The sequence below is a fragment of the Microcoleus sp. CAWBG27 genome, assembly GCF_020883145.1.
In the GTDB taxonomy this organism is placed as follows: domain Bacteria; phylum Cyanobacteriota; class Cyanobacteriia; order Cyanobacteriales; family Microcoleaceae; genus Microcoleus.
This window is the reverse complement of sequence record NZ_JAHREU010000068.1, coordinates 22146-40185: the sequence shown is the minus strand read 5'-3', so window position 1 is coordinate 40185 and position 18040 is coordinate 22146. Positions and strand designations below refer to the sequence as shown.

The following is an 18040-nucleotide window of genomic DNA, read 5'->3' as shown; positions in this document are numbered from 1 at the left end:
GCAGTAGTATATTGTAGGATGATTTGTCTTGTGAAATAGTCTTTGGCGTCATGTATCCTATTTTATAACACTTTTTTTACTCTGCTTACTTTTTTCTCTCCTACCCCGAATTATTGAGCGGATACATTTCTGCCCTGTATTGAGCATCGATATCGTCTGTTCCGGCGTTAATTATGAGGTAGGCTCCATTTTTGTCACAATGCCCGCTCAATAATTGGTCTATTTCATACTCTTCGAGAGAGCAGTTTAGTTGAGTTAAATTAGTGTGAAGTTCTTGCCCTAATTCGTCGTCTGCTTGAAATTATAGTAACTCCAGTGCTGCTGTAGTATCTGCCAAAATTGTTTGGCACTGGTTGAGTTTTGCCTGGTCGGATTCGAGTGCGTCTAGTTCTTGGAGTATCCGTTCAACTGTGTTGGTGCTGTTGCGAGATTCCGGCTGTGCTGCTAGCTGTTGTAACTTTTGGCTCTCGGCGGTTAAGGCTGAGTTAAAGACAGTCTTGTAGGTTGGTTAGACGATCGCACAAAATTTCGATATTGTGTTTGATGTGTAGAACTTCCACTGTGAGTTCTCCTAGTTGTGGGATATATATTTATATATTAGCATTTTGGCAACAATAGTAAGATTTTTTTGACCGCAGGTGAATGCGAATGCAAGCGGGAATTGTGAAGGTAATAAAAAACCGCAGCAGGATGTCGATCGCGCTGCGGTTATTTTCACGCTAAACTTTCAATGATTAATCGCGGCCGTTGAGGGCAATCATCAGGCGCAGAATGAAGATGAACAAGTTGATGTAGGTCAAGTACATCGACAGGGCGGCGGGCAAATACTGGTCGTCGCGGTAACTGCGGGGTAAGATGTAAAAATCGACGATCGCAGCACCAGCAAATATAAACACCCCGATACCAGAAATGCCAATTTCCAACCAAGTTGGGGTGTAGACGCCGAACAGCGACAGCAGAAATTGACCGCCAACTACTACTAACAAAGCAATGACACCTAAACTGATAGTCTTGGTGAGGGCCATGCCGTCTGCTTCCGACAAGTTGGAGCCAATTTGGCGGGCGGCGATGAAAGTAATCCCACAGCCTAGGGCTGCAAAACCGATGCCACCGATGCCGACGCCTTGGGTTCTGAGGGCTGTAAATACCAATCCGCTGAGGGTGTAGCCGGAAAGCAGGCTGTAGGTAGCCAGCAGCGGCAAGGCAGTGTTTTTATTGTTTTGTTCGGCGGCGGCGCTGGCGACGAAGAACAGAATTAATTCTAGGACGATCGCGCCAATAAACGTCGGAAAGAAGATTCCGGGATAGTTGCGGATGACTCCGAGGCCGCCGTAGGTGCCGACAGCAGTTAAGACAAGTCCGCCGCCCACGAAGGGGAGGGCGTTAGCGATGACGTTGGGGCCAACCAGCGCGTGGTTTTTGGCCTCGCGCACGGCTTCGCGGAAGTTGCTGGTGTTACTCACGAGGATTTACCTAATTTTGGCTGAGATTTGCTATCTATATTTTGACAGCTTTACAGTTTGTTGACAAAACATGAAATAGTTTAAAGATTTGATAAAGAACGGGGGTGAGATCACTTTCTACCTGGAAGTGATTGTTTATAATCAACGGCGTACAAGTAAATCTCCACCCTGTGGTAGTTGTCTGGGGACGATCTCTGAGACCGTTGTCAGTCGTCGTAGAGCTATAATTGAGGTTAAAGTACCGGTGCTATTGGCGGCGAGGGGCAACCTAAAAGTCGATCGCATTGCAAATACATAGCTGAAGTTAATCAATTTGGAATTTGGGATTTACGATTTGGGATTGAGGAGTTTATGATTGAGTCAGGGACTCCCATTGATTTTAGGTTTTTGATTGGTGACTTAGTTGAAACTACAGCCCGGAAATCTGAATCATCTCAAATATAAAATAAATCTTAAATTTTTGAGCGGTTGGGTGGGTTGCGAAACTGGTCTAGACAGGGTATGTAAAGCAAATTAATCGTGAAAGTATTTAGTTCGATCGACAAAATGCCAAACAGGTAATATCTAATGCCCACATTTTTTGCTCGCACATTATTGCCACCTGCCGCCGGAATTCTATTGGCGGCAACTACCCTTATTTCCGGCGGTCAAGCTGCCCTTGCAGCTAATGTCAGTGCCGTTTCTACTGCCACTTCATCGCAGGGTTCAGAACATTTGCTGCTGGCTCTGACTGGTCAATCCGCCCAAGGTACAATTTTACCGAGCCCGAACTCGGGAACGGCCAACCGGGCGGCTGGGCCGGTGAAAATTCCTGAGCCTTCAATGCTGGCGGGGTTGGTTTTAGTCGCCGGTTCGCTGGTGATGACTCGCCGGAGAGGGAGAGTTAAACAGGAGAGTTTTGGCAAAAATCAAAGTTTTTAGATTGTTAAGAGGCAGATGGAACACAGGCGAGATGCCTGTGCCACAATTCAGGACACAGGTAAGATGCCTTTGCCACAATTGTGGCTAGTGAATCTCGATTTAAGGATTTTAGCCGATCGCGTCGCGCAGAGCATTTTTTGTCATAGCTGCGATCGACTGTTCCGAAGCTTTCGGCAAATGATAGTATTTCCCGCCCGAAGTCTTGGCCAACTCCTTCGCAAAACCCGTCGAAATAAACTTGCTCTCGGTATCAATCACCAGCAACTGCATTCCCAAACCGCGAATTTTAGCAGCAATTTCTAACAATTCCTTCTTAATATCAGGCTTTTCGCCATCTAAAATCGGTTCGCCCAAAGAACGAGCCAAAGGAATATTACCGCGTCCGTCAGTAATAGCAACAATCGCCACTTGACCGATATCTCCAGACTGCCGCGCGTTGACTCCCACGCGCACTGCTTGCGTCAAACCGTGGGCGAGGGGCGAACCGCCGCCGCAGGGCAATCGTTCCAAACGCTTGCGGGCCAAGGCTATCGAGCGAGTCGGCGGTAACAGGACTTCTGCTTGTTCTCCGCGAAAGGGAATCAGCGCAACTTGGTCGCGGCTTTGATAAGCTTCGGTGAGTAGCTGCATGACTGCACCTTTAGCCGACTGCATCCGGTTGAGCGCCATCGAACCGGAAGCATCAACGACAAAGACGACTAGAGCTCCAGCTTTTCTGGCCAAGCGCTTCGCCCGAATGTCTCCCTGTTCCACAAATACCCGCTTCTCTCGATTTTGGCTGGAACTCGCGGTGGATTCTGGGTCTGAATTCCTGTCGCGGCGGGCTTTTTGGTAGGGCGCGGCCGCCCTCAGCGTCGCATCAACAGCGATACGGCGCACGGGGCCTTTGGGCAATACTGGCTTGACGTAGCGGCCTCTATCTTCGGAGAAAATGGTGCTTCTGCTGCCGGATTTGCCTTGGCGGTTGGCATTTTGAGCGAAAAACAGCACGTCGGGATCGAGAATTACACCTTCGGGGTCAAACAAAAATTCTTCGGGAATGTTAGTCTCTTCTTGTTCTTCTGGCGGTTCGTCTTCTTTGTCTTCTTCTTCCTCGTCTTCTTCTTGTTCTTGTTCCGATTGTTCTGGGGGTGGCGGTGGTGGGGGAGGAGGAGGTGGGTTTTCGTCTGGGGGCGTTTGGACGATGGTGGCGCGGGGTACGATGACTAATTCTACGGCGCGGCGAAGGTCTTCGGCGTTAACTTCTGTGCGTCCCTCAATGGCGGCGGCGGCTTTGGCGACTCGGACTGCGAACAGTTCGGCGCGGTGTCCTTGAACTGCGCCGCGGATGGCTTCTTCTACTAGGTAGGCTATTTGTTCGCGTTTAATGGTGACATCTTTGAGCCATTCTCTGGCAAGGATGATTTGGGTTTTGAGGTTGTCGGTGTCTTCGGCGTATTGGTTGAGAAATTCTTGGGGCGAGCTGGAGTAAGATAAAGCTTGTTCTACTGCATGGACTCTTTCTTGTATTTCGAGGGCTGCGTCGGCGGAAAGGACGATCGCGATGCGATCGAGCAAATGTTCTCTAAGGGGGCCTTCTTCGGGGTTGTAGGTGGCAATGAACAGAGGTTTGCAGGGATGTTGGAAGCTAATTCCTTCGCGCTCTATTTGGTTGCGGCCTTCGGTTAATACTGTAAGCAATTGGTTGGAAATATTGTCATCGAGGAGGTTAATTTCGTCAACATAAAGTACGCCTCGATTTGCTTGGGCTAAGAGTCCGGGTTGGAATACTGTTTGACCGAATTTTACTGATTGTTCGACATCGACTGAACCTAAGAGTCTGTCTTCGGTGACACCCAAGGGAATTTGAATGAATGGTGTGGGAATTATTTCAGTAACTTGGGAATTATCTTCCTCTCCCGGTACTGTTTCAGATGCGATGAATCCCGTCTCTACAAGATTTTTTTCCTCTTGACAAGTGGGGTCAGCGTTGCAGAATGAATCTTTAATCACTTCAATGGGCGGCAGCAGGGAGTGTAGGGCTCTAGCCATGACTGATTTGGCTGTGCCACGACGACCGGCGATCGCGACTCCTCCCAATCCCGGATCGATTGCTGCCAACAGCAGCGCTAATTTAATGGCTTCTTGCCCAACAACGGCTGTTAGGGGAAAGGCTGTTACGGTGGGGGGTGCGTAGGGGGCAGGCATTTAAATCGTCTTTGCTCGAACAGGCTTTGATAATTTAATCATACTGCGTTGAGCGGGCGATCGCATTTCTGGCAAGCGAGTTTTTGCAACCAACAGCTAAGTGAACCCACCGAAATTAAACTTCAAATACGGATTGCTCAAAGACTTGCTGTGTATATCTTCTTCCTTCTTCCAACTGCCATCGGACTTTTTCCTGCTACTTACGAGCAACTAAAAATATTAAAAATTGTATAGATATTAGGCTTGCATCTTGTCGCGATCAAATCTCGAAGATAAAATCATCCCATAATTCAACCAAAAAGTAAACTGTGAAACCATTAATCACAATTGGTCTGGTAGCACTAATTGGTACGATCGCTTTTTTGATCTGGCAAGATTCCCAGAACACTGAGGGCATAGATAGAAATTTGTTACAGGCTGCTGGCGCAAAGTAAACAATTTCCTAAAAAATTGAGGAATATCCTAGTAAAACCTGGCAGTATAGATGAAAAACAAAAATACTACTAGCAATGACCAAGTATGTCACATCGCTTTCATGGGTGCGAAATCCAGCAAGTCTCAGAAAAAACCCTTACCCGCAAGCTAGAATCTTCAAAGACATCGTCGCGGGCCTCAACTTCAAAAGAAAAACGCTCCTTGCCCTTTTGGGACAAGTCATGTCAAGAAACATCTCAACAATTGTGGTTGGATACCAAGACAGACTCTCCAGGTTTGGTGGCGACCTCATCAAATGGCTCTGTGAGCCAAACAATTACCAACTCATGGTTCTCAGCAGAAACGAGTTGTCTTGTGAACGAAAAATGGTTGAAGATCTACTTGCCACCATCCACGTCTTTAGTTGCCGACTCTACTCCGGGCATAAATACAAATCTACTATCAAAGAAGATTCGAGTTTACCCGGAAACGGAGTTAGCAGCCAAATGGAGGACTTGGATTGCAGCAAGCAGATGGTGCTATAACCAAGCAATTGCTATCCTTAAAACCGAAAAGATTGGCAAATACGATCTGAGGAAAAAGATTATGGACTCAGCGCCACTCTGGGTTTCTGAGCAACCTTATAACCCGCGACAAATGGCAGTGTTCCAAGCTTTTGAAGCGCAAAAAGCCGCCAAAAAGTCAAAAGGAACCGCAAAATTCAGAAGTCGTTTTGACACATCTCAGACTATCAGATTTCAAATCAGCAATTGGAAGTCTAAAACTTTTTATCCACAAGCAACCAAAGGACTATCATTTAAAGCATCTGAACCAATCATAGAAGTGATGGAACACGAGCAAACACTATCACTAATCAATGGGCAGTGGTTTATCTGCTATGCAGTTGATACCGCAAAGCCTCTTCAGAATGAAAGCAGTTTAGCTATTGCTTTAGACCCTGGTGTTAGAACATTTCTGACTGGTTTTGATGGTAGTGACATCTTGGAAATAGGTAAAGGTGATATTGGTCGCATCTACCGACTAGCAAGACATTTGGACAAGTTGATGTCGAGGATAGGGATCGACAAGGGAGGGCGATTTAAGCGATTAAGATATTGTCTGAGAAAGTCGGCGGCAAAGATTCGGATTAAGATTAAAAACTTAGTCAATGAATTACATAAAAAAGCCGCCAAATACCTTGTGACAAAGTATAAGCTGATTTTCTTGCCGACCTTTGAAACCCAACAGATGGTAAAGAAAGGTAAACGCAAACTAGCGACTAAAACAGCTAGGGCGATGGTCACTTTAAGTCATTATCGTTTCAAACAAATGTTGAAGCATCAGGCTGTTAAATATGGCAGCACTGTAGTAGACATAACCGAAGAATATACATCCAAAACCTGCTCAAAATGTGGACATATTCACACTAAATTAGGTGGGTCTAAAAAGTTCAAATGTCCAGAATGCGGACACACTCTGGACAGAGACTTAAATGGCGCTTTCAATATTTTATTGAAAGCTTTGAGAGATACCTCCTTGACAGGGGAGCTTGCAGCTTTTTCTGTCTTGCCATACACGGTAGCGTCAGGCTTAGTTCTGGATTTACCGGGTTAAATGTATCTGTAGTCCATAATGTCTGCGCGGGGGTGAAGTTTGGCAGATATTCCCCATGTTTCATTGTAGTTGAGCGATCGCCCGATCGCCATACCAAACTTCGGGCGATCGCGAGCCTCCCAAAAGAAGTAGTTTCGAGCTAATTTTTCCCTGGGCCGCAACTCTCTCTCTGAATACATTCCAGCTTGGTGCCACCAAAAGGAGCATTTAAACTTATTGACACAATCGCCATAAAGTAGTAGGATTCCTCAAACCGAGAGGTTTTAATTTTTAAGTTTTAATTTTGTCAGGGGACTAAATGGAAAACGTGCAAGCTGCGATCGCTGCGGTCACATTTATCGGTGTAGTTTTTTTAATAATTACAGAATGGATACATCTCACAATTGCAGCATTTCTGGGAGCGCTGATTCTGGTTTTCACCCACGTAATGACGTTAAAGGATGCGATCGAATATATCAGTCGCAGTCACGGAACGCTGGGCTTGTTTTTCGGAGTCATGGTAATGGTGAGAGCCTTTGAACCTACCAAGATATTCGACTACTTGGCCACTCAAATGGTGCTGTTGGCGAAAGGCAAAGGCAAAAATCTCTTGCTTGGTATTGTCGGAATTACTACCCCAATTTGTGCAGTTTTACCCAACGCCACGACAGTCATGCTGCTAGCACCGTTAATACCGCCAATGGCAGAAGAAGTCGGTGTAGATTTTGTGCCGCTGCTGATTTTAATGGTATTTGTAGCCAACAGTTCGGGACTGCTGACAATCGTTGGCGATCCGGCGACATTCATAGTCGGCGATGCGATTAACATGAGCTTTGTAGATTACCTGTTAAAGTTAAGTTTGGGCGGGGCGATCGCCGTAGGAGTTATATTAGTTATTCTGCCGTGGATGTTCCCCGAAATCTGGCAGAAAGAATTAGACGATTTGGAACACTTGCCGCACCCAAAAATAAATCATCCGCGAGTGTTAGCGGTGGGCGGTTTAATTATAGCTTTCGTGCTGACATTTTTTGTAGTGGGAGAGTCGTTACCCGTGCCAATTTCACCAGCAGCCGTGGCTTTGTTGGGGGCGGCTTTGGCAATGCTCTTGGCTCACCATTCCAAAATAGATTCTTTGAACAATATCTTGCGGGATTTAGATTGGAGTACGCTGCTATTTTTTATGTCTATCTTTGTCTTAATTGGCGGTTTGGAAAAAACCGGAGTTATCGCTGGGATGTCGGGAATTTTAGCAGCTATTTTAGGTAAAAATATTTTTCTGGGTTCTTTGACTCTGTTATTTTTTGTGGGTTTGCTATCAAGTGTAGTGCCAAATATTCCGCTGGTGGTGGCGATGGTGCCGCTGTTAAAACAGTATGTTGTCAATGTCGGACTCGCACCGACAGAAGTGCTGGCTCCGGATTTTGCAGGGCAGTTTCCACCTGCGGTGCTGCCACTGTTTTATGCGATGATGTACGGGGCAACTTTAGGGGGAAATGGCACTTTGGTAGGAGCTTCTTCTAATATTGTGGCGGCGGGAATTTCTGAGTTGCACGGGCGCCGGATTTCTTTTCAAACTTTTCTGCGTTACGGGCTTCCTGTGATGGCTTTGCAATTGGTGGCTGCGGCTGTTTATGTAACTATCCGGTTTCTGATTTGAAGAAGTCATGAGTCATGTTTTGCTATCTCTCAAGAGCGAGCATTATTCATATCGCTTCCCGTTGCATCAGAGTGATTTAACCGCAGAGAACACAGAGGACACAGAGAGAGAATTAAGAGATTAATACAGGACAATGCTATCGGATTGGATCTCATTAGTTTTCTGAAGATAGAACGAAATAAGGGGTAATGTGTTTAATACGATGCGAAGGCTGTGACGCACGGAATCGTAGGTGAGTTGCTTGGTGGTTCCGATTTGCTCGTCGGAGCGAACAGCCTCGATCGAGTTTTCGGTAATTGTCTCAATTTTATCCTGTAGCGCTTGCCTAAAATCTATCGTGGCTGTTGCATACAAATGAAGCGAGCGATCGCATTTTAGATCTCTACGTTAGTTTAATATTAACTTTTTGAATTTTCTCTCAACTTTTGAGGTTTGCCGATCGCCCCTACCTAATCCTAAAGACGTATTGACAGGATGAGAAGGTCGTGCTAGATTAATTTAAATTGGCTTAAAAAGTCAAGCCTAATCCAGCGCTGCGCCCTCAAACAAAGCGTGTGGCTGGAGCGGAGGAACCAATTTTCGGGGCGAATCCCTACAGAATTAAAAACCAAAGTTAAAAATTGCCAAATTTGAGTGTAATTTTGAGTTTGAAATCTTTAGAGAAGGACATCTCTCAGTCCTAGCCCGTCAGCTAACTTCGCAGGCATTGAGAAGAGACTGAAGAGTCAACTTGTCTTCAATAGATAGTTTGGCTTCGTCAGTGTCTCCGGTTGGTATTGTTCAAGATTCTTGTACCGCCCCTGACTCTGAGGAGATTTAAATGTCAATTCAACTTAATTTATCTGCGATCGCAATTGCCGGACAAGCTGCCTGGAAACGAACAAAACCCGTCATCATCCGAGATAATGTATTGTTGCCGGCGGTGGGTTTTTTGGGAATTCTTGGGCTGTGGTGGATTGTTGCCAGCTTCAAAAGCGATTTAATTCCCACTCCGTATCAAGCGTTAATCGCTAATTTAGATTACATATTGCATCCATTTTATCAGCGCGGGCCGGGAGATTTAGGCATTGGCTGGCTGCTGCTGGCGAGTTTGCGGCGGGTGTTGCTAGGATTTTTGCTGGGTGCCGTTGTGGCGATTCCCGTGGGATTTCTGATCGGGATGTCGAAACCGGCGATGATGGCGCTCAATCCGCTGATTCAAATCTTCAAACCGGTGTCGCCGCTGGCTTGGCTGCCGATCGCTCTATCAATCTTTAATTTAGCAGATCCGTCGGCAATTTTTGTGATATTTATTACGTCTTTGTGGCCGACAATTATCAACACAGCCCTAGGAGTTTCTAGCGTTTCCAAGGATTATCTGGATGTGGCGCGAGTGTTGGAGATGCCGCGCTGGAGGCGGATTACTAAGATAATTTTGCCTGCGAGTTTGCCTTACATTTTTACAGGTTTGCGGATTAGTTTGGGGATTGCTTGGCTGGTGATTGTGGCGGTGGAAATGCTGACTGGTGGTGTAGGAATTGGCTTTTTTGTGTGGGATGAGTGGAGCCGTTTGAATCTAAGTTCGGTATTTTTAGCAGTGTTTGTAATTGGCTTAACTGGTTTGCTGCTCGATTGGGCTGTTGGCAAGGTTCAGGAATTGGTAACGCATCGATCGATCGAGAATCATTAGTCAGTAGTCATTGGTTATTGGTTATTGGTTATTGGTTATTGGTTATTTGTCAACTGTCAACTGTCAACTGTTAACTGTCAACTGTTAACTGTCAACTGTCAACTGATTAACGCTGTCAACTGATTAACGCTGTCAACTATCAACTATTAACTGTATATGAGTGATAACTTTTCCAATGAATGGAATCGGCGGGAGTTTTTGCAAGGAATGGGTGTGGCGGCGGCGGGAATGGCTTTATCTGGTTGTGGAATTAACGCGGATCGATCGGCAAAAGGACTCACAGAAGAAGCCGAAGCGGTAAAGCCGATCGTCAATTCCCAAAGCTTAGAAAAACCAAATTTAACCATAGGATACGTACCCGTTAACGATTGTGCACCATTTGCGATCGCCTGGAAGAAAGGATTTTTCCGCAAATACGGCTTAAACGTCAAACTCAACCGCGAAGCAAGTTGGGCAACCTCCCGCGACGGCCTGATTTTCGGGCGCCTCGACGCCTCCCCAGTCGTATCCGGCGCCGTCACAAACGCCCGCATTGGTGCCGAAGGAGCGCGTCACGCACCAATGTGCGCGGCAATGACAATTCACCGCCACGGCAACGCGATGACGATGAGCAAAGCGATGTGGGATTTTGGTTTGCGCCCGTGGCACGAATACAACGGCAATTTAGAAGAATTTGGCAAACAATTCCGAGGTTTTTTTGAGAGCCAACCAGTAGAAAATAAAGTCTGGGCAGTTGTACTAAGTTCTGCTATTTACGAATACTTTGTGCGTTATATATCCGCCGCTGCCGGTGTCGATCCGTTCAAAGAATTTCGGGTAATTATTGTGCCACCGCCTCAAATGGTAACGAATATGAGAATCGGGGCGATGCAGGCTTACATGGTGGCAGAACCTTGGAATACGCGGGCAATTAAAGGTAATTTGGGCGTGGGGTTTACCTTCGCGCAAGGCAAGGAAGTTTGGCTGGGACATCCCGATCGCGTTTTGGGAGTAATGCAATCATTCATTGACGAAAACCCGAAGACGTATTACTCGCTGGTGAAGGCAATGGTGGAAGCTTGTCAGTTTTGCAGCAAACCGGAAAATCGCAGTCAAATAGCAGCATTGTTGACCGATCGATCTTTTACGGGGGCTAAACCTAAAAATGGGGCGATCGACAAATTTACTCGACCGGGAATAGTTGGGGAATATAACTATGGTGGGTTTGACGATAAAGACCGCACTATAATAGCGGAAGATACCACAATTTTCTATGACATTCCTAAGAACTTGCCCCAAATACCGGGAAATCATTCAACATTTTTGTGGCAGTCTCACAGTATTTGGTTGATGACTCAAGCGGCCCGCTGGGGACACATTAAGGAGGTGCCGAAAAATGCTGATGAATTAGCGAAAAAAGCTTGGAGAACCGACCTTTACCGCAAGATTGTTGCCGAAATGGCGATCGATTGTCCCCAGGATGATTACAAAGTCGAACCTGCGGAAGTTTTCATTGACAAAAAAGCATTTGACCCCAGCGATCCGGTGGGTTATTTGAATAGTTTTGAAATTCGAGCCAATCGCCCTCAATCTTTTTTTCAGTCTTAAAGTTTGATATCTGCTGTCTTCCTTCTACATTCCTCGCGTTCCCCACTTGCTCCTCGATCCCCCCTAGCCCCCCCCTTAATAAGGGGGGAACCGGAGCATTCAAAGTCAACCCCTACTCCCCTTATTAAGGGGGATTTAGGGGGATCGAGACTCAGCTACAAGCGAGATATACAATAAATAACCAATAAACAATTATCAGGAACGTCAAATGACTCAATATACTACTGCTTCAATCAATACTAATAGCCAAGGTCACAACTCCTCTAATTTTCTCGAAATCAACAACTTGTTCAAGTCGTATAAAAATGCTGATGGCAGTGAATTTAGCGTTTTGGACAATATCAACTTAAGTATTGGTTCCAACGAATTTATTTCGGTAATCGGTCACTCGGGTTGTGGCAAATCGACGCTGCTGAAAATAGTAGCAGGTTTGGAAAAACAAAGCGGCGGAATTGTGACACTAGAAGGCAAGGAAATTCGCAAACCTGGAGCCGATCGCATGATGGTATTCCAGCACTACGGATTGCTGCCTTGGTTGACGGTGCGGGAAAACATTCGCCTAGCAGTTGATGAAGTTTTGCAAAATCTCAACCGCGCTGAGAAGATTAGCCTTGTCAATGAACACCTAGCAATGGTAAACTTAACAGCAGCAGCAGATAAATATCCCGATCAAATTTCAGGGGGCATGAAGCAACGGGTTGGGATTGCGCGAGCTTTGGCACTTCGGCCGAAGATGTTATTAATGGACGAACCGTTTGGAGCGCTGGATGCTCTGACTCGCGGCAAGTTGCAAAAACAGGTGCTCGATATCTGGGAAAATCACAGACAAGCTGCAATGATGATTACCCACGACGTGGACGAGGCTATCTATATGTCCGATCGCATTGTGTTGATGACAAACGGCCCGGCGGCTACAATCGGCGAGATTTTGGCAGTGCCGTTTTCGCATCCGCGCGATCGCCAGGAGTTGCGGGAATCTCAGGAATATTACGAGCTGCGAAACTATGCTTTGAATTTTCTCGATCGCTACTTTACTCAAGACGAATAACCCAAGGGCGACTAGAAGAACCGACAAAAAAATTCACTTAAGAGAGGTCTAGCCTGTGAATCTCAAAACAATTTTAGCGCGTTTTGAAAGTGCATTAGGATGCCAAAACTTAGCGGAAGAAATGGTGTTGCTGCCGGAGTCAAAAGTCCCTGTTTCTAAGAAAAAGTCAAAACCGACAAAACCGACAAAATCTATCAATTTTATTGTGGGTTACAACAGTTCTCCTCAAAGTCAAACAGCTCTCGATATTACCCTTTGGATTGCTCATCAAACTCGTTTAGTAACAACTCAAGAAGTCACGGTGCAAGTCGTCTACGTACTCGACGAAACTCCCAACATTTACGATGAAAATACTTGTAGTTTGGGTGTGGAAAATGCCTGGGCTACGAAGCCCAAACTGTCGGATTTAGAGGAAAAATCGGCTCTTTACTGTGCAGCGCCTGCGATCGCATTACCTACAGCCGAAATCCAATCGGTATCCCAGCGAGCAACCTGGATCGATCCGCCTTATTTTCGAGCAATTTTCTGTCAAAATAATGAGTACGAGGTAGCAGATAAGTTGCTGTGGCAAGCCCGCTGTTTGGCTGAGGAATGGCGCGGTTTATTCAAAGCTCATTTACGCATCGGTAAAGTTGCGACAGAATTGAGAAATGTGGTAGAATTAGAATCGGCAAATTTATTATTTTTAGGCTGCAATTCTCGCAACCACCCGCTGGTTAGGCAACTCGGCAAGAATTTTCCCTGCTGCGTGTTGGGGATTCCTGCCGCACTCAGCTATCCGATGGATTTGGGGCCCGAAGAAAGTTTGAGCAACTTGCAGTTGGCTACAGCTATGCCTGCACGTTAAACTTGTGGGAAATGGAAGCCTCTGAGGTGGGATTTTATAGCGCGAGCGAGTTAAGATCCCTGCGCGGTTGGTGCTTCTCTTGCTTCAAAAACGCTAGATTGATGAGTCTTATTAAGGGTTGTTGAATGCTTATCGGATCGCAGAAAGTTCATCAACTAATTTTATCCTGCCCCGGCAGACAGAGCGCAGGAGGCGATCGATAGAGCGTTTGTCATCCTCAGTCAAAGTCTCGTCAAAAATAGCCGCCAGCAAACCGTAGCGATCGGCTACAGTAATGTAGCCTCTATGATTCACTTCGGCAAACAACTCGCCCAAAGCAGATGGAATTAGGTTGACAGGGGTTTGCATTGCGATTGAGCCAGAACTCGGCGATCGCGCGATCGGTCTTTATCTGCATTAACAAAGATCGATCGCACTCTCTTATTCTCTCGGTCTATTGCCTTACAAGATGTGATAATAAACAGCACAATTTGTGATAATAAACGGCACAATTTGTGAACAATATCACATCCAATATTGCCAAATTATGCTACAACTTTATAGTTGTGTGCGCTCGCAAACACAGCAACTGCAAACTTAATTTTTGCTAAAGATTGTAAATCGGCAGTGCTTCCACCGGTTCAGCCAACTCAAACCCAAACACGCGGGAATAGAAATAGAATTCCCCATCAAGAGTTCTTTTAATATTTTCAGCGCGACGAAAACCGTGCTGTTCCCCTTCATAAGCAACGTAAGCAACCGGCAAACCTTTAGCTTTCAATATCTCTACCATCATTTCGGCTTGATTGGGCGGCACGACTTTATCTTCCAATCCTTGAAAGAAGATAACGGGACAAGATAAACCTTCGGCTGCATGAATGGGCGATCGAGCTACATACAAATCTTGGCGATCGGGATAAGGCCCGATCAATCCATCCAGATACCGCGCCTCAAACTTGTGAGTATCCCTTACCAAAGCTTCTAAATCGCTAACCCCATAATAGCTCGCACCAGCCTTAAACACATCGCGGAAAGTTAGAGCGCACAGAGTCGTGTAGCCCCCTGCACTGCCTCCGGCGATCGCCATTCTTTCGCCGTCTACTAAACCCTGTTCGGCTAAATATTTAGCACCATTAGCGCAGTCATCAACATCAACAATACCCCAACTATCTTGCAGCCTTCTTCTGTATTCGCGCCCGTAACCAGTGCTACCGCCGTAGTTGACATCAAGCACCGCAAAACCGCGACTCGTCCAATATTGAATTTTCAAATTCATGCTGCTAGAAGTAGCAGCAGTCGGGCCGCCGTGGCTTTTGACAACTAACGGCGGTTTTTCAGATTCAGGTGCAGCGAAGTCTTGGTTTTTCGGAGGATAGAAGAAGCCAAAAGCAGTCAAACCATTTTCGGTTGGAAATTCCAGCGGTTCCGGTACAGAAAGATAACCAGAATCGATGTTTAAATCGCTCGACTTTCGCAAAATTTTCCGTTGACTTGTGGCTAAATTTAGCTGTACAATAGCTGTAGATGCGATCGGCGAACCCGCCAGAAAAACTACAGTTTCTCCGCGCGCTTTGACCGAGGAAATATCAGTGTACGGCGTTTCAATATTTGTCAACTGTTTTGCAGTCAAATCGAGACTTCCTAGATGCCACTTACCTTGCTGAGTGTAGGTGCAAATAATTTTGCTTTCCGAGACAAAGGAATAGGTAGACATTCCAAAAACCCATTGGGGAAGTCCAAATTCAGCGGCCATTTCGCACAAAGGCTCTATTCCAGCCTCCCTGCTTGCTAAAGGGGCTTCTGTGCCTACTCTTGCCTCCCCCCTTAGCAAGGGGGGATTGAGGGGGGTGCGATCGGCTTCTGTGCCTGCTCTTGCCTCCCCCCTTAGCAAGGGGGGATTGAGGGGGGTGCGATCGGCTTCTGTGCCTACTCTTGCCTCCCCCCTTAGCAAGGGGGGATTGAGGGGGGTTCTATATAAATTCCACCAGTTAGACTTATCAGAAACAAAATATAAAACTCCATCTGGCGACCATTCCGGCTGAAAAATTGACTCATCAACCCCGCCCGCAACTAAATCTTTTTTGCCTAAAGAACCATCAGCATTAATTTCTGCAACCCACAATTCTGTGCCATCCCACGGCATATTTGGGTGGTTCCAACAAATCCAGGAAAGTTGAGAACCGTCAGGACTCAAACGAGGGGAAGCATAAAAATCGTTGCCCTGAGTTAAAATTTGAATATCTTCGCCGTTATCTAAATTAATACTAACAATTGTATTCACAGATTCGCCTTCACCTGCATTGTCTTCGCGCACACAAATTAAGCGATTTCTTGGTTTGTCAAAAATTACATCTGCGTAGCAACATTTAGCAGCAGGTGTCAAAGGTTCGGGCGGAGAATTTAATGTTTGACAATAAATTCTTTGGTCGGCAAAATGAGAGAAATAAACCACGCCATCAGAAACTGCAAAAGCAGCGCCACCGTATTCGTGGACGCGAGTGCGAACGTTGAACGGAGGCGGTGTTACGTCAGTTATTTTACCGTCGGGAGTCCGCCGCACGAGGACGCTTCTTCCTGCTTCCGATGGTCTTCCTTCTACCCAGTAAATATCATCGCCGTCGATCGCAATTTGTCCGAGTCCGACAGTTCCAGAAACAATTAAATCAGAGGTAATGGGGGATTTCCAAGAGCCGTAAGGTGATACTGCGTTCATATAGAATAGTTAATGATTTGTGGCTGAGTTTTTTTTTGCGAACCGCGAAGGCGCGAAGTACGCGAAGGAAGAGAAGAAAGAGAAAGAGAAAAAAATGGGTTGATTGATGGTTGAGATTTGTTATAGTTAAGTCTGTTGTGTTTGATGCACAAATAAATTTATATTAGTATTTTACCGGAATTCAGTCACCGAGGAAGCAGAATGTCGAAAAAGCTGGTACTCATGGATCACGACGGTGCAGTTGACGACTATCTCTCAGTCGTGTTGCTGATGACAATGGAGGAAGTGGAAACTCTGGGAGTAATCGTCACTCCGGCGGACTGCTACATTCAGCCAGCCGTGAGTGCAACCCGCAAAATCCTTGATTTGATGGGGTGTTCAGAGGTGCCAGTGGCGGCGAGTACGGTGCGGGGACTGAATCCATTTCCGGTGTTGTTTCGGCGAGATTCCTTTGCGTGCGATCGACTTCCCATTCTAAATGAAAAAGCAACCATTGACACACCGTTAAGATCGGAACCCGGACAAAACTTTATGGTGAGAGTTTTGCGAGATGCAAAGGAACCGGTCACATTAATGGTAACGGGGCCGCTAACAACTGTAGCGCAAGCTTTAGATATTGCGCCAGAAATTGAAAGCAAAATCAAAGAAATTGTGTGGATGGGAGGGGCGCTCAATGTTATAGGTAATGTTAGCAAAGATATGGAACCGGGACAAGATATGTCAGCGGAATGGAATGCTTACTGGGATCCGATCGCAATTGATAGAGTTTGGCAAACACAAATTCCGATTGTGATGTGTCCTTTAGATATCACCAATAATGTACCGCTGACTGTTGAATTTTCCAATCGCTTAGCCAGACAGCGCAAATATCCAATTTCCGATTTAGCAGGACAGTGTTATGCTTTAGCAATATCTCAAGATTACTATTTTTGGGATATTTTGGCAACGGCTTATTTGGCACATCCAGAATTTTACGAACTGCGAGAATGGGAAACCGAAATAGTTACCGAAGGTATCAGTCAAGGACGTACAAAAGTTAAAACAGGAGGGCGAAAGATTCAAGCGATGGATCGAGTAGATACCGAAAAGTTTTACAATTACATATTGCAACAGTGGGCGCGTTAAGCATAACAATATCTGGTAGAGGCGGGTTGTTAGCCAAAAATATCCCTACAAAACCCGCCCTAACTCAAATATTTACGCTATCTTCTCTTTCCTCTCTTTCCTCTCTTTCTCTGCGCCCTCTGCGCCCTCTGCGGTTAATCAAAAAAAATCTCATTCACAAATCCAACAAAATTGCGGTAAGCGGCGTGGACTCGGTTCGTCAATTGTCGATAGTGGAAAAAATCCGATGAAATTATCCTCAAAAAAATTCTGGATTGTTGCGTGTGTTTTGTACTTGTTAATTATTCTCAGTATCATGCTGGTAGCAGATATGGGAAAGTTAACTAACTTTCCTCTGGCTCATCCGCCTTATGACAAACTCGGACATTTTATTTTGTACGGAATAGCATCTTTTTTGTGCCATAGAGCAACTGGCAAAAAAATGATGATGGTGTTGAATTATCCAATTCCTTTCGGGCCAGCACTGTTTACTATTTTCACTGCTGGGGAAGAAATGCTGCAAGCGATTTTACCCAATCGTAGTGCTAGTATTGAAGATTTTTTAGCGAGTTTTGCTGGAATTTTAGTTTTTTATTGGATTGGGGAAGCTTGGGATAAAGAAAAAGGGAAGTGAGAGAGAAGTTATTAGTTATTGGTTATTAGTTATTAGTTATTGGTTATTAGTTATTAGTTATTAGTTATCATAAGATAAGGTATGTTGTTGGGCTTTAGCCCTCTTAGTTTAGTGGTTATATAAGCTGTTAGTCATGCCTCATCTTTTTGAGAAAGGCTATATTAGTCATTAGTTATCAGTCATTAGTTATTAGTCATTAGTTATCAGTCATTAGTTATCAGTCA

15 protein-coding genes, 1 pseudogene and 1 riboswitch are annotated in these 18040 nt (G+C 45.6%); of the genes and pseudogenes, 11 read left to right on the top strand and 5 right to left on the bottom strand.

From position 1 onward, the window contains the following. Nucleotides 1–734: 734 nt before the first annotated feature. Nucleotides 735–1463, bottom strand: coding sequence for a Bax inhibitor-1 family protein (locus tag QZ938_RS27195; protein ID WP_293156577.1), 729 nt, complete (start codon nucleotides 1461–1463; stop codon nucleotides 735–737). Between the two features lie 567 nt (nucleotides 1464–2030). Here QZ938_RS27195 and QZ938_RS27190 point away from each other — a divergent pair. Beyond that, nucleotides 2031–2384: a PEP-CTERM sorting domain-containing protein gene (locus QZ938_RS27190; RefSeq protein ID WP_293156580.1), complete on the top strand. Its 354-nt coding sequence runs from the start codon at nucleotides 2031–2033 to the stop codon at nucleotides 2382–2384. Between the two features lie 108 nt (nucleotides 2385–2492). Here the strand turns inward: QZ938_RS27190 and bchD are convergent, their stop codons facing one another. Continuing rightward, a complete protein-coding gene (gene bchD, locus QZ938_RS27185; protein ID WP_293354611.1) occupies nucleotides 2493–4571 on the bottom strand; it encodes a magnesium chelatase ATPase subunit D in 2079 nt (692 codons plus the stop codon). A gap of 308 nt (nucleotides 4572–4879) precedes the next feature. On the opposite strand from bchD, the gene QZ938_RS27180 reads away from it, so the two are divergent. From QZ938_RS27180 to QZ938_RS27175, 3 genes and pseudogenes are all read left to right on the top strand, one after another. Then, nucleotides 4880–5005, top strand: coding sequence for a hypothetical protein (locus QZ938_RS27180; RefSeq protein WP_293156586.1), 126 nt, complete (start codon nucleotides 4880–4882; stop codon nucleotides 5003–5005). Between the two features lie 75 nt (nucleotides 5006–5080). Next, nucleotides 5081–5347: pseudogene (locus QZ938_RS33170) on the top strand (recombinase family protein); the annotation flags it as partial. Then, nucleotides 5286–6599 carry an RNA-guided endonuclease InsQ/TnpB family protein gene (locus QZ938_RS27175; protein WP_367181869.1) on the top strand — a complete coding sequence of 438 codons (1314 nt, stop codon included), beginning with the start codon at nucleotides 5286–5288 and terminating at the stop codon, nucleotides 6597–6599. The pseudogene QZ938_RS33170 and the gene QZ938_RS27175, both read left to right, overlap by 62 nt. On the opposite strand, the gene QZ938_RS27170 is transcribed toward QZ938_RS27175, so the two are convergent. Then, nucleotides 6596–6778, bottom strand: a complete 183-nt coding sequence (locus tag QZ938_RS27170; RefSeq protein ID WP_293354617.1) for a hypothetical protein — start codon at nucleotides 6776–6778, stop codon at nucleotides 6596–6598. The two genes, QZ938_RS27175 and QZ938_RS27170, sit on opposite strands and share 4 nt — an antisense overlap. Before the next feature lie 119 nt (nucleotides 6779–6897). Here QZ938_RS27170 and QZ938_RS27165 point away from each other — a divergent pair, with 119 nt between their 5' ends. The 5 genes from QZ938_RS27165 (at nucleotide 6898) to QZ938_RS27145 (ending at nucleotide 13386) form a co-directional block, all read left to right on the top strand. Continuing rightward, complete coding sequence (locus tag QZ938_RS27165) at nucleotides 6898–8235, top strand: ArsB/NhaD family transporter (protein WP_293354620.1); 1338 nt, start codon at nucleotides 6898–6900, stop codon at nucleotides 8233–8235. A 509-nt stretch (nucleotides 8236–8744) separates the two neighbouring features. Continuing rightward, a riboswitch (cyclic di-AMP (ydaO/yuaA leader) is annotated at nucleotides 8745–8956 on the top strand. Between the two features lie 99 nt (nucleotides 8957–9055). Beyond that, the gene (gene ntrB / locus QZ938_RS27160; RefSeq protein WP_293354623.1) at nucleotides 9056–9904 is read left to right on the top strand and encodes a nitrate ABC transporter permease; all 849 of its coding nucleotides are present in this window, start codon (nucleotides 9056–9058) and stop codon (nucleotides 9902–9904) included. 156 nt (nucleotides 9905–10060) lie between these two features. Next, complete coding sequence (locus QZ938_RS27155; protein ID WP_293354627.1) at nucleotides 10061–11491, top strand: ABC transporter substrate-binding protein; 1431 nt, start codon at nucleotides 10061–10063, stop codon at nucleotides 11489–11491. A gap of 208 nt (nucleotides 11492–11699) precedes the next feature. Then, nucleotides 11700–12539, top strand: a complete 840-nt coding sequence (locus tag QZ938_RS27150) for an ABC transporter ATP-binding protein (RefSeq protein WP_293354630.1) — start codon at nucleotides 11700–11702, stop codon at nucleotides 12537–12539. Nucleotides 12540–12594: 55 nt separating this feature from the next. Further along, complete coding sequence (locus QZ938_RS27145; protein WP_293156607.1) at nucleotides 12595–13386, top strand: universal stress protein; 792 nt, start codon at nucleotides 12595–12597, stop codon at nucleotides 13384–13386. A 129-nt stretch (nucleotides 13387–13515) separates the two neighbouring features. On the opposite strand, the gene QZ938_RS27140 is transcribed toward QZ938_RS27145, so the two are convergent. Then, nucleotides 13516–13734 carry a hypothetical protein gene (locus tag QZ938_RS27140; protein WP_293156610.1) on the bottom strand — a complete coding sequence of 73 codons (219 nt, stop codon included), beginning with the start codon at nucleotides 13732–13734 and terminating at the stop codon, nucleotides 13516–13518. 238 nt (nucleotides 13735–13972) lie between these two features. Continuing rightward, nucleotides 13973–16078 (bottom strand): S9 family peptidase, encoded by a 2106-nt coding sequence (locus QZ938_RS27135; RefSeq protein WP_293354633.1) that lies wholly within the window; start codon nucleotides 16076–16078, stop codon nucleotides 13973–13975. A 201-nt stretch (nucleotides 16079–16279) separates the two neighbouring features. Between QZ938_RS27135 and QZ938_RS27130 the strand changes: the two genes are divergently transcribed. Both QZ938_RS27130 and QZ938_RS27125 read left to right on the top strand, forming a co-directional pair. Further along, entirely contained in the window at nucleotides 16280–17203 is a 924-nt protein-coding gene (locus tag QZ938_RS27130) for a nucleoside hydrolase (protein WP_293156616.1), read from the top strand. Nucleotides 17204–17429: 226 nt separating this feature from the next. Further along, complete coding sequence (locus QZ938_RS27125) at nucleotides 17430–17816, top strand: VanZ family protein (protein ID WP_293354636.1); 387 nt, start codon at nucleotides 17430–17432, stop codon at nucleotides 17814–17816. Nucleotides 17817–18040 lie beyond the last annotated feature (224 nt).

Excerpts from the sequence above, each read along its gene's own strand:
- QZ938_RS27190 (WP_293156580.1), top strand. The coding sequence starts at position 2,031 with ATGCCCACATTTTTTGCTCGCACATTATTGCCACCTGCCGCCGGAATT.
- bchD (WP_293354611.1), bottom strand. The coding sequence starts at position 4,571 with ATGCCTGCCCCCTACGCACCCCCCACCGTAACAGCCTTTCCCCTAACA.
- QZ938_RS27170 (WP_293354617.1), bottom strand. The coding sequence starts at position 6,778 with ATGTATTCAGAGAGAGAGTTGCGGCCCAGGGAAAAATTAGCTCGAAAC.
- QZ938_RS27165 (WP_293354620.1), top strand. The coding sequence starts at position 6,898 with ATGGAAAACGTGCAAGCTGCGATCGCTGCGGTCACATTTATCGGTGTA.
- ntrB (WP_293354623.1), top strand. The coding sequence starts at position 9,056 with ATGTCAATTCAACTTAATTTATCTGCGATCGCAATTGCCGGACAAGCT.
- QZ938_RS27155 (WP_293354627.1), top strand. The coding sequence starts at position 10,061 with ATGAGTGATAACTTTTCCAATGAATGGAATCGGCGGGAGTTTTTGCAA.
- QZ938_RS27150 (WP_293354630.1), top strand. The coding sequence starts at position 11,700 with ATGACTCAATATACTACTGCTTCAATCAATACTAATAGCCAAGGTCAC.
- QZ938_RS27140 (WP_293156610.1), bottom strand. The coding sequence starts at position 13,734 with ATGCAAACCCCTGTCAACCTAATTCCATCTGCTTTGGGCGAGTTGTTT.
- QZ938_RS27135 (WP_293354633.1), bottom strand. The coding sequence starts at position 16,078 with ATGAACGCAGTATCACCTTACGGCTCTTGGAAATCCCCCATTACCTCT.
- QZ938_RS27130 (WP_293156616.1), top strand. The coding sequence starts at position 16,280 with ATGTCGAAAAAGCTGGTACTCATGGATCACGACGGTGCAGTTGACGAC.
- QZ938_RS27125 (WP_293354636.1), top strand. The coding sequence starts at position 17,430 with ATGAAATTATCCTCAAAAAAATTCTGGATTGTTGCGTGTGTTTTGTAC.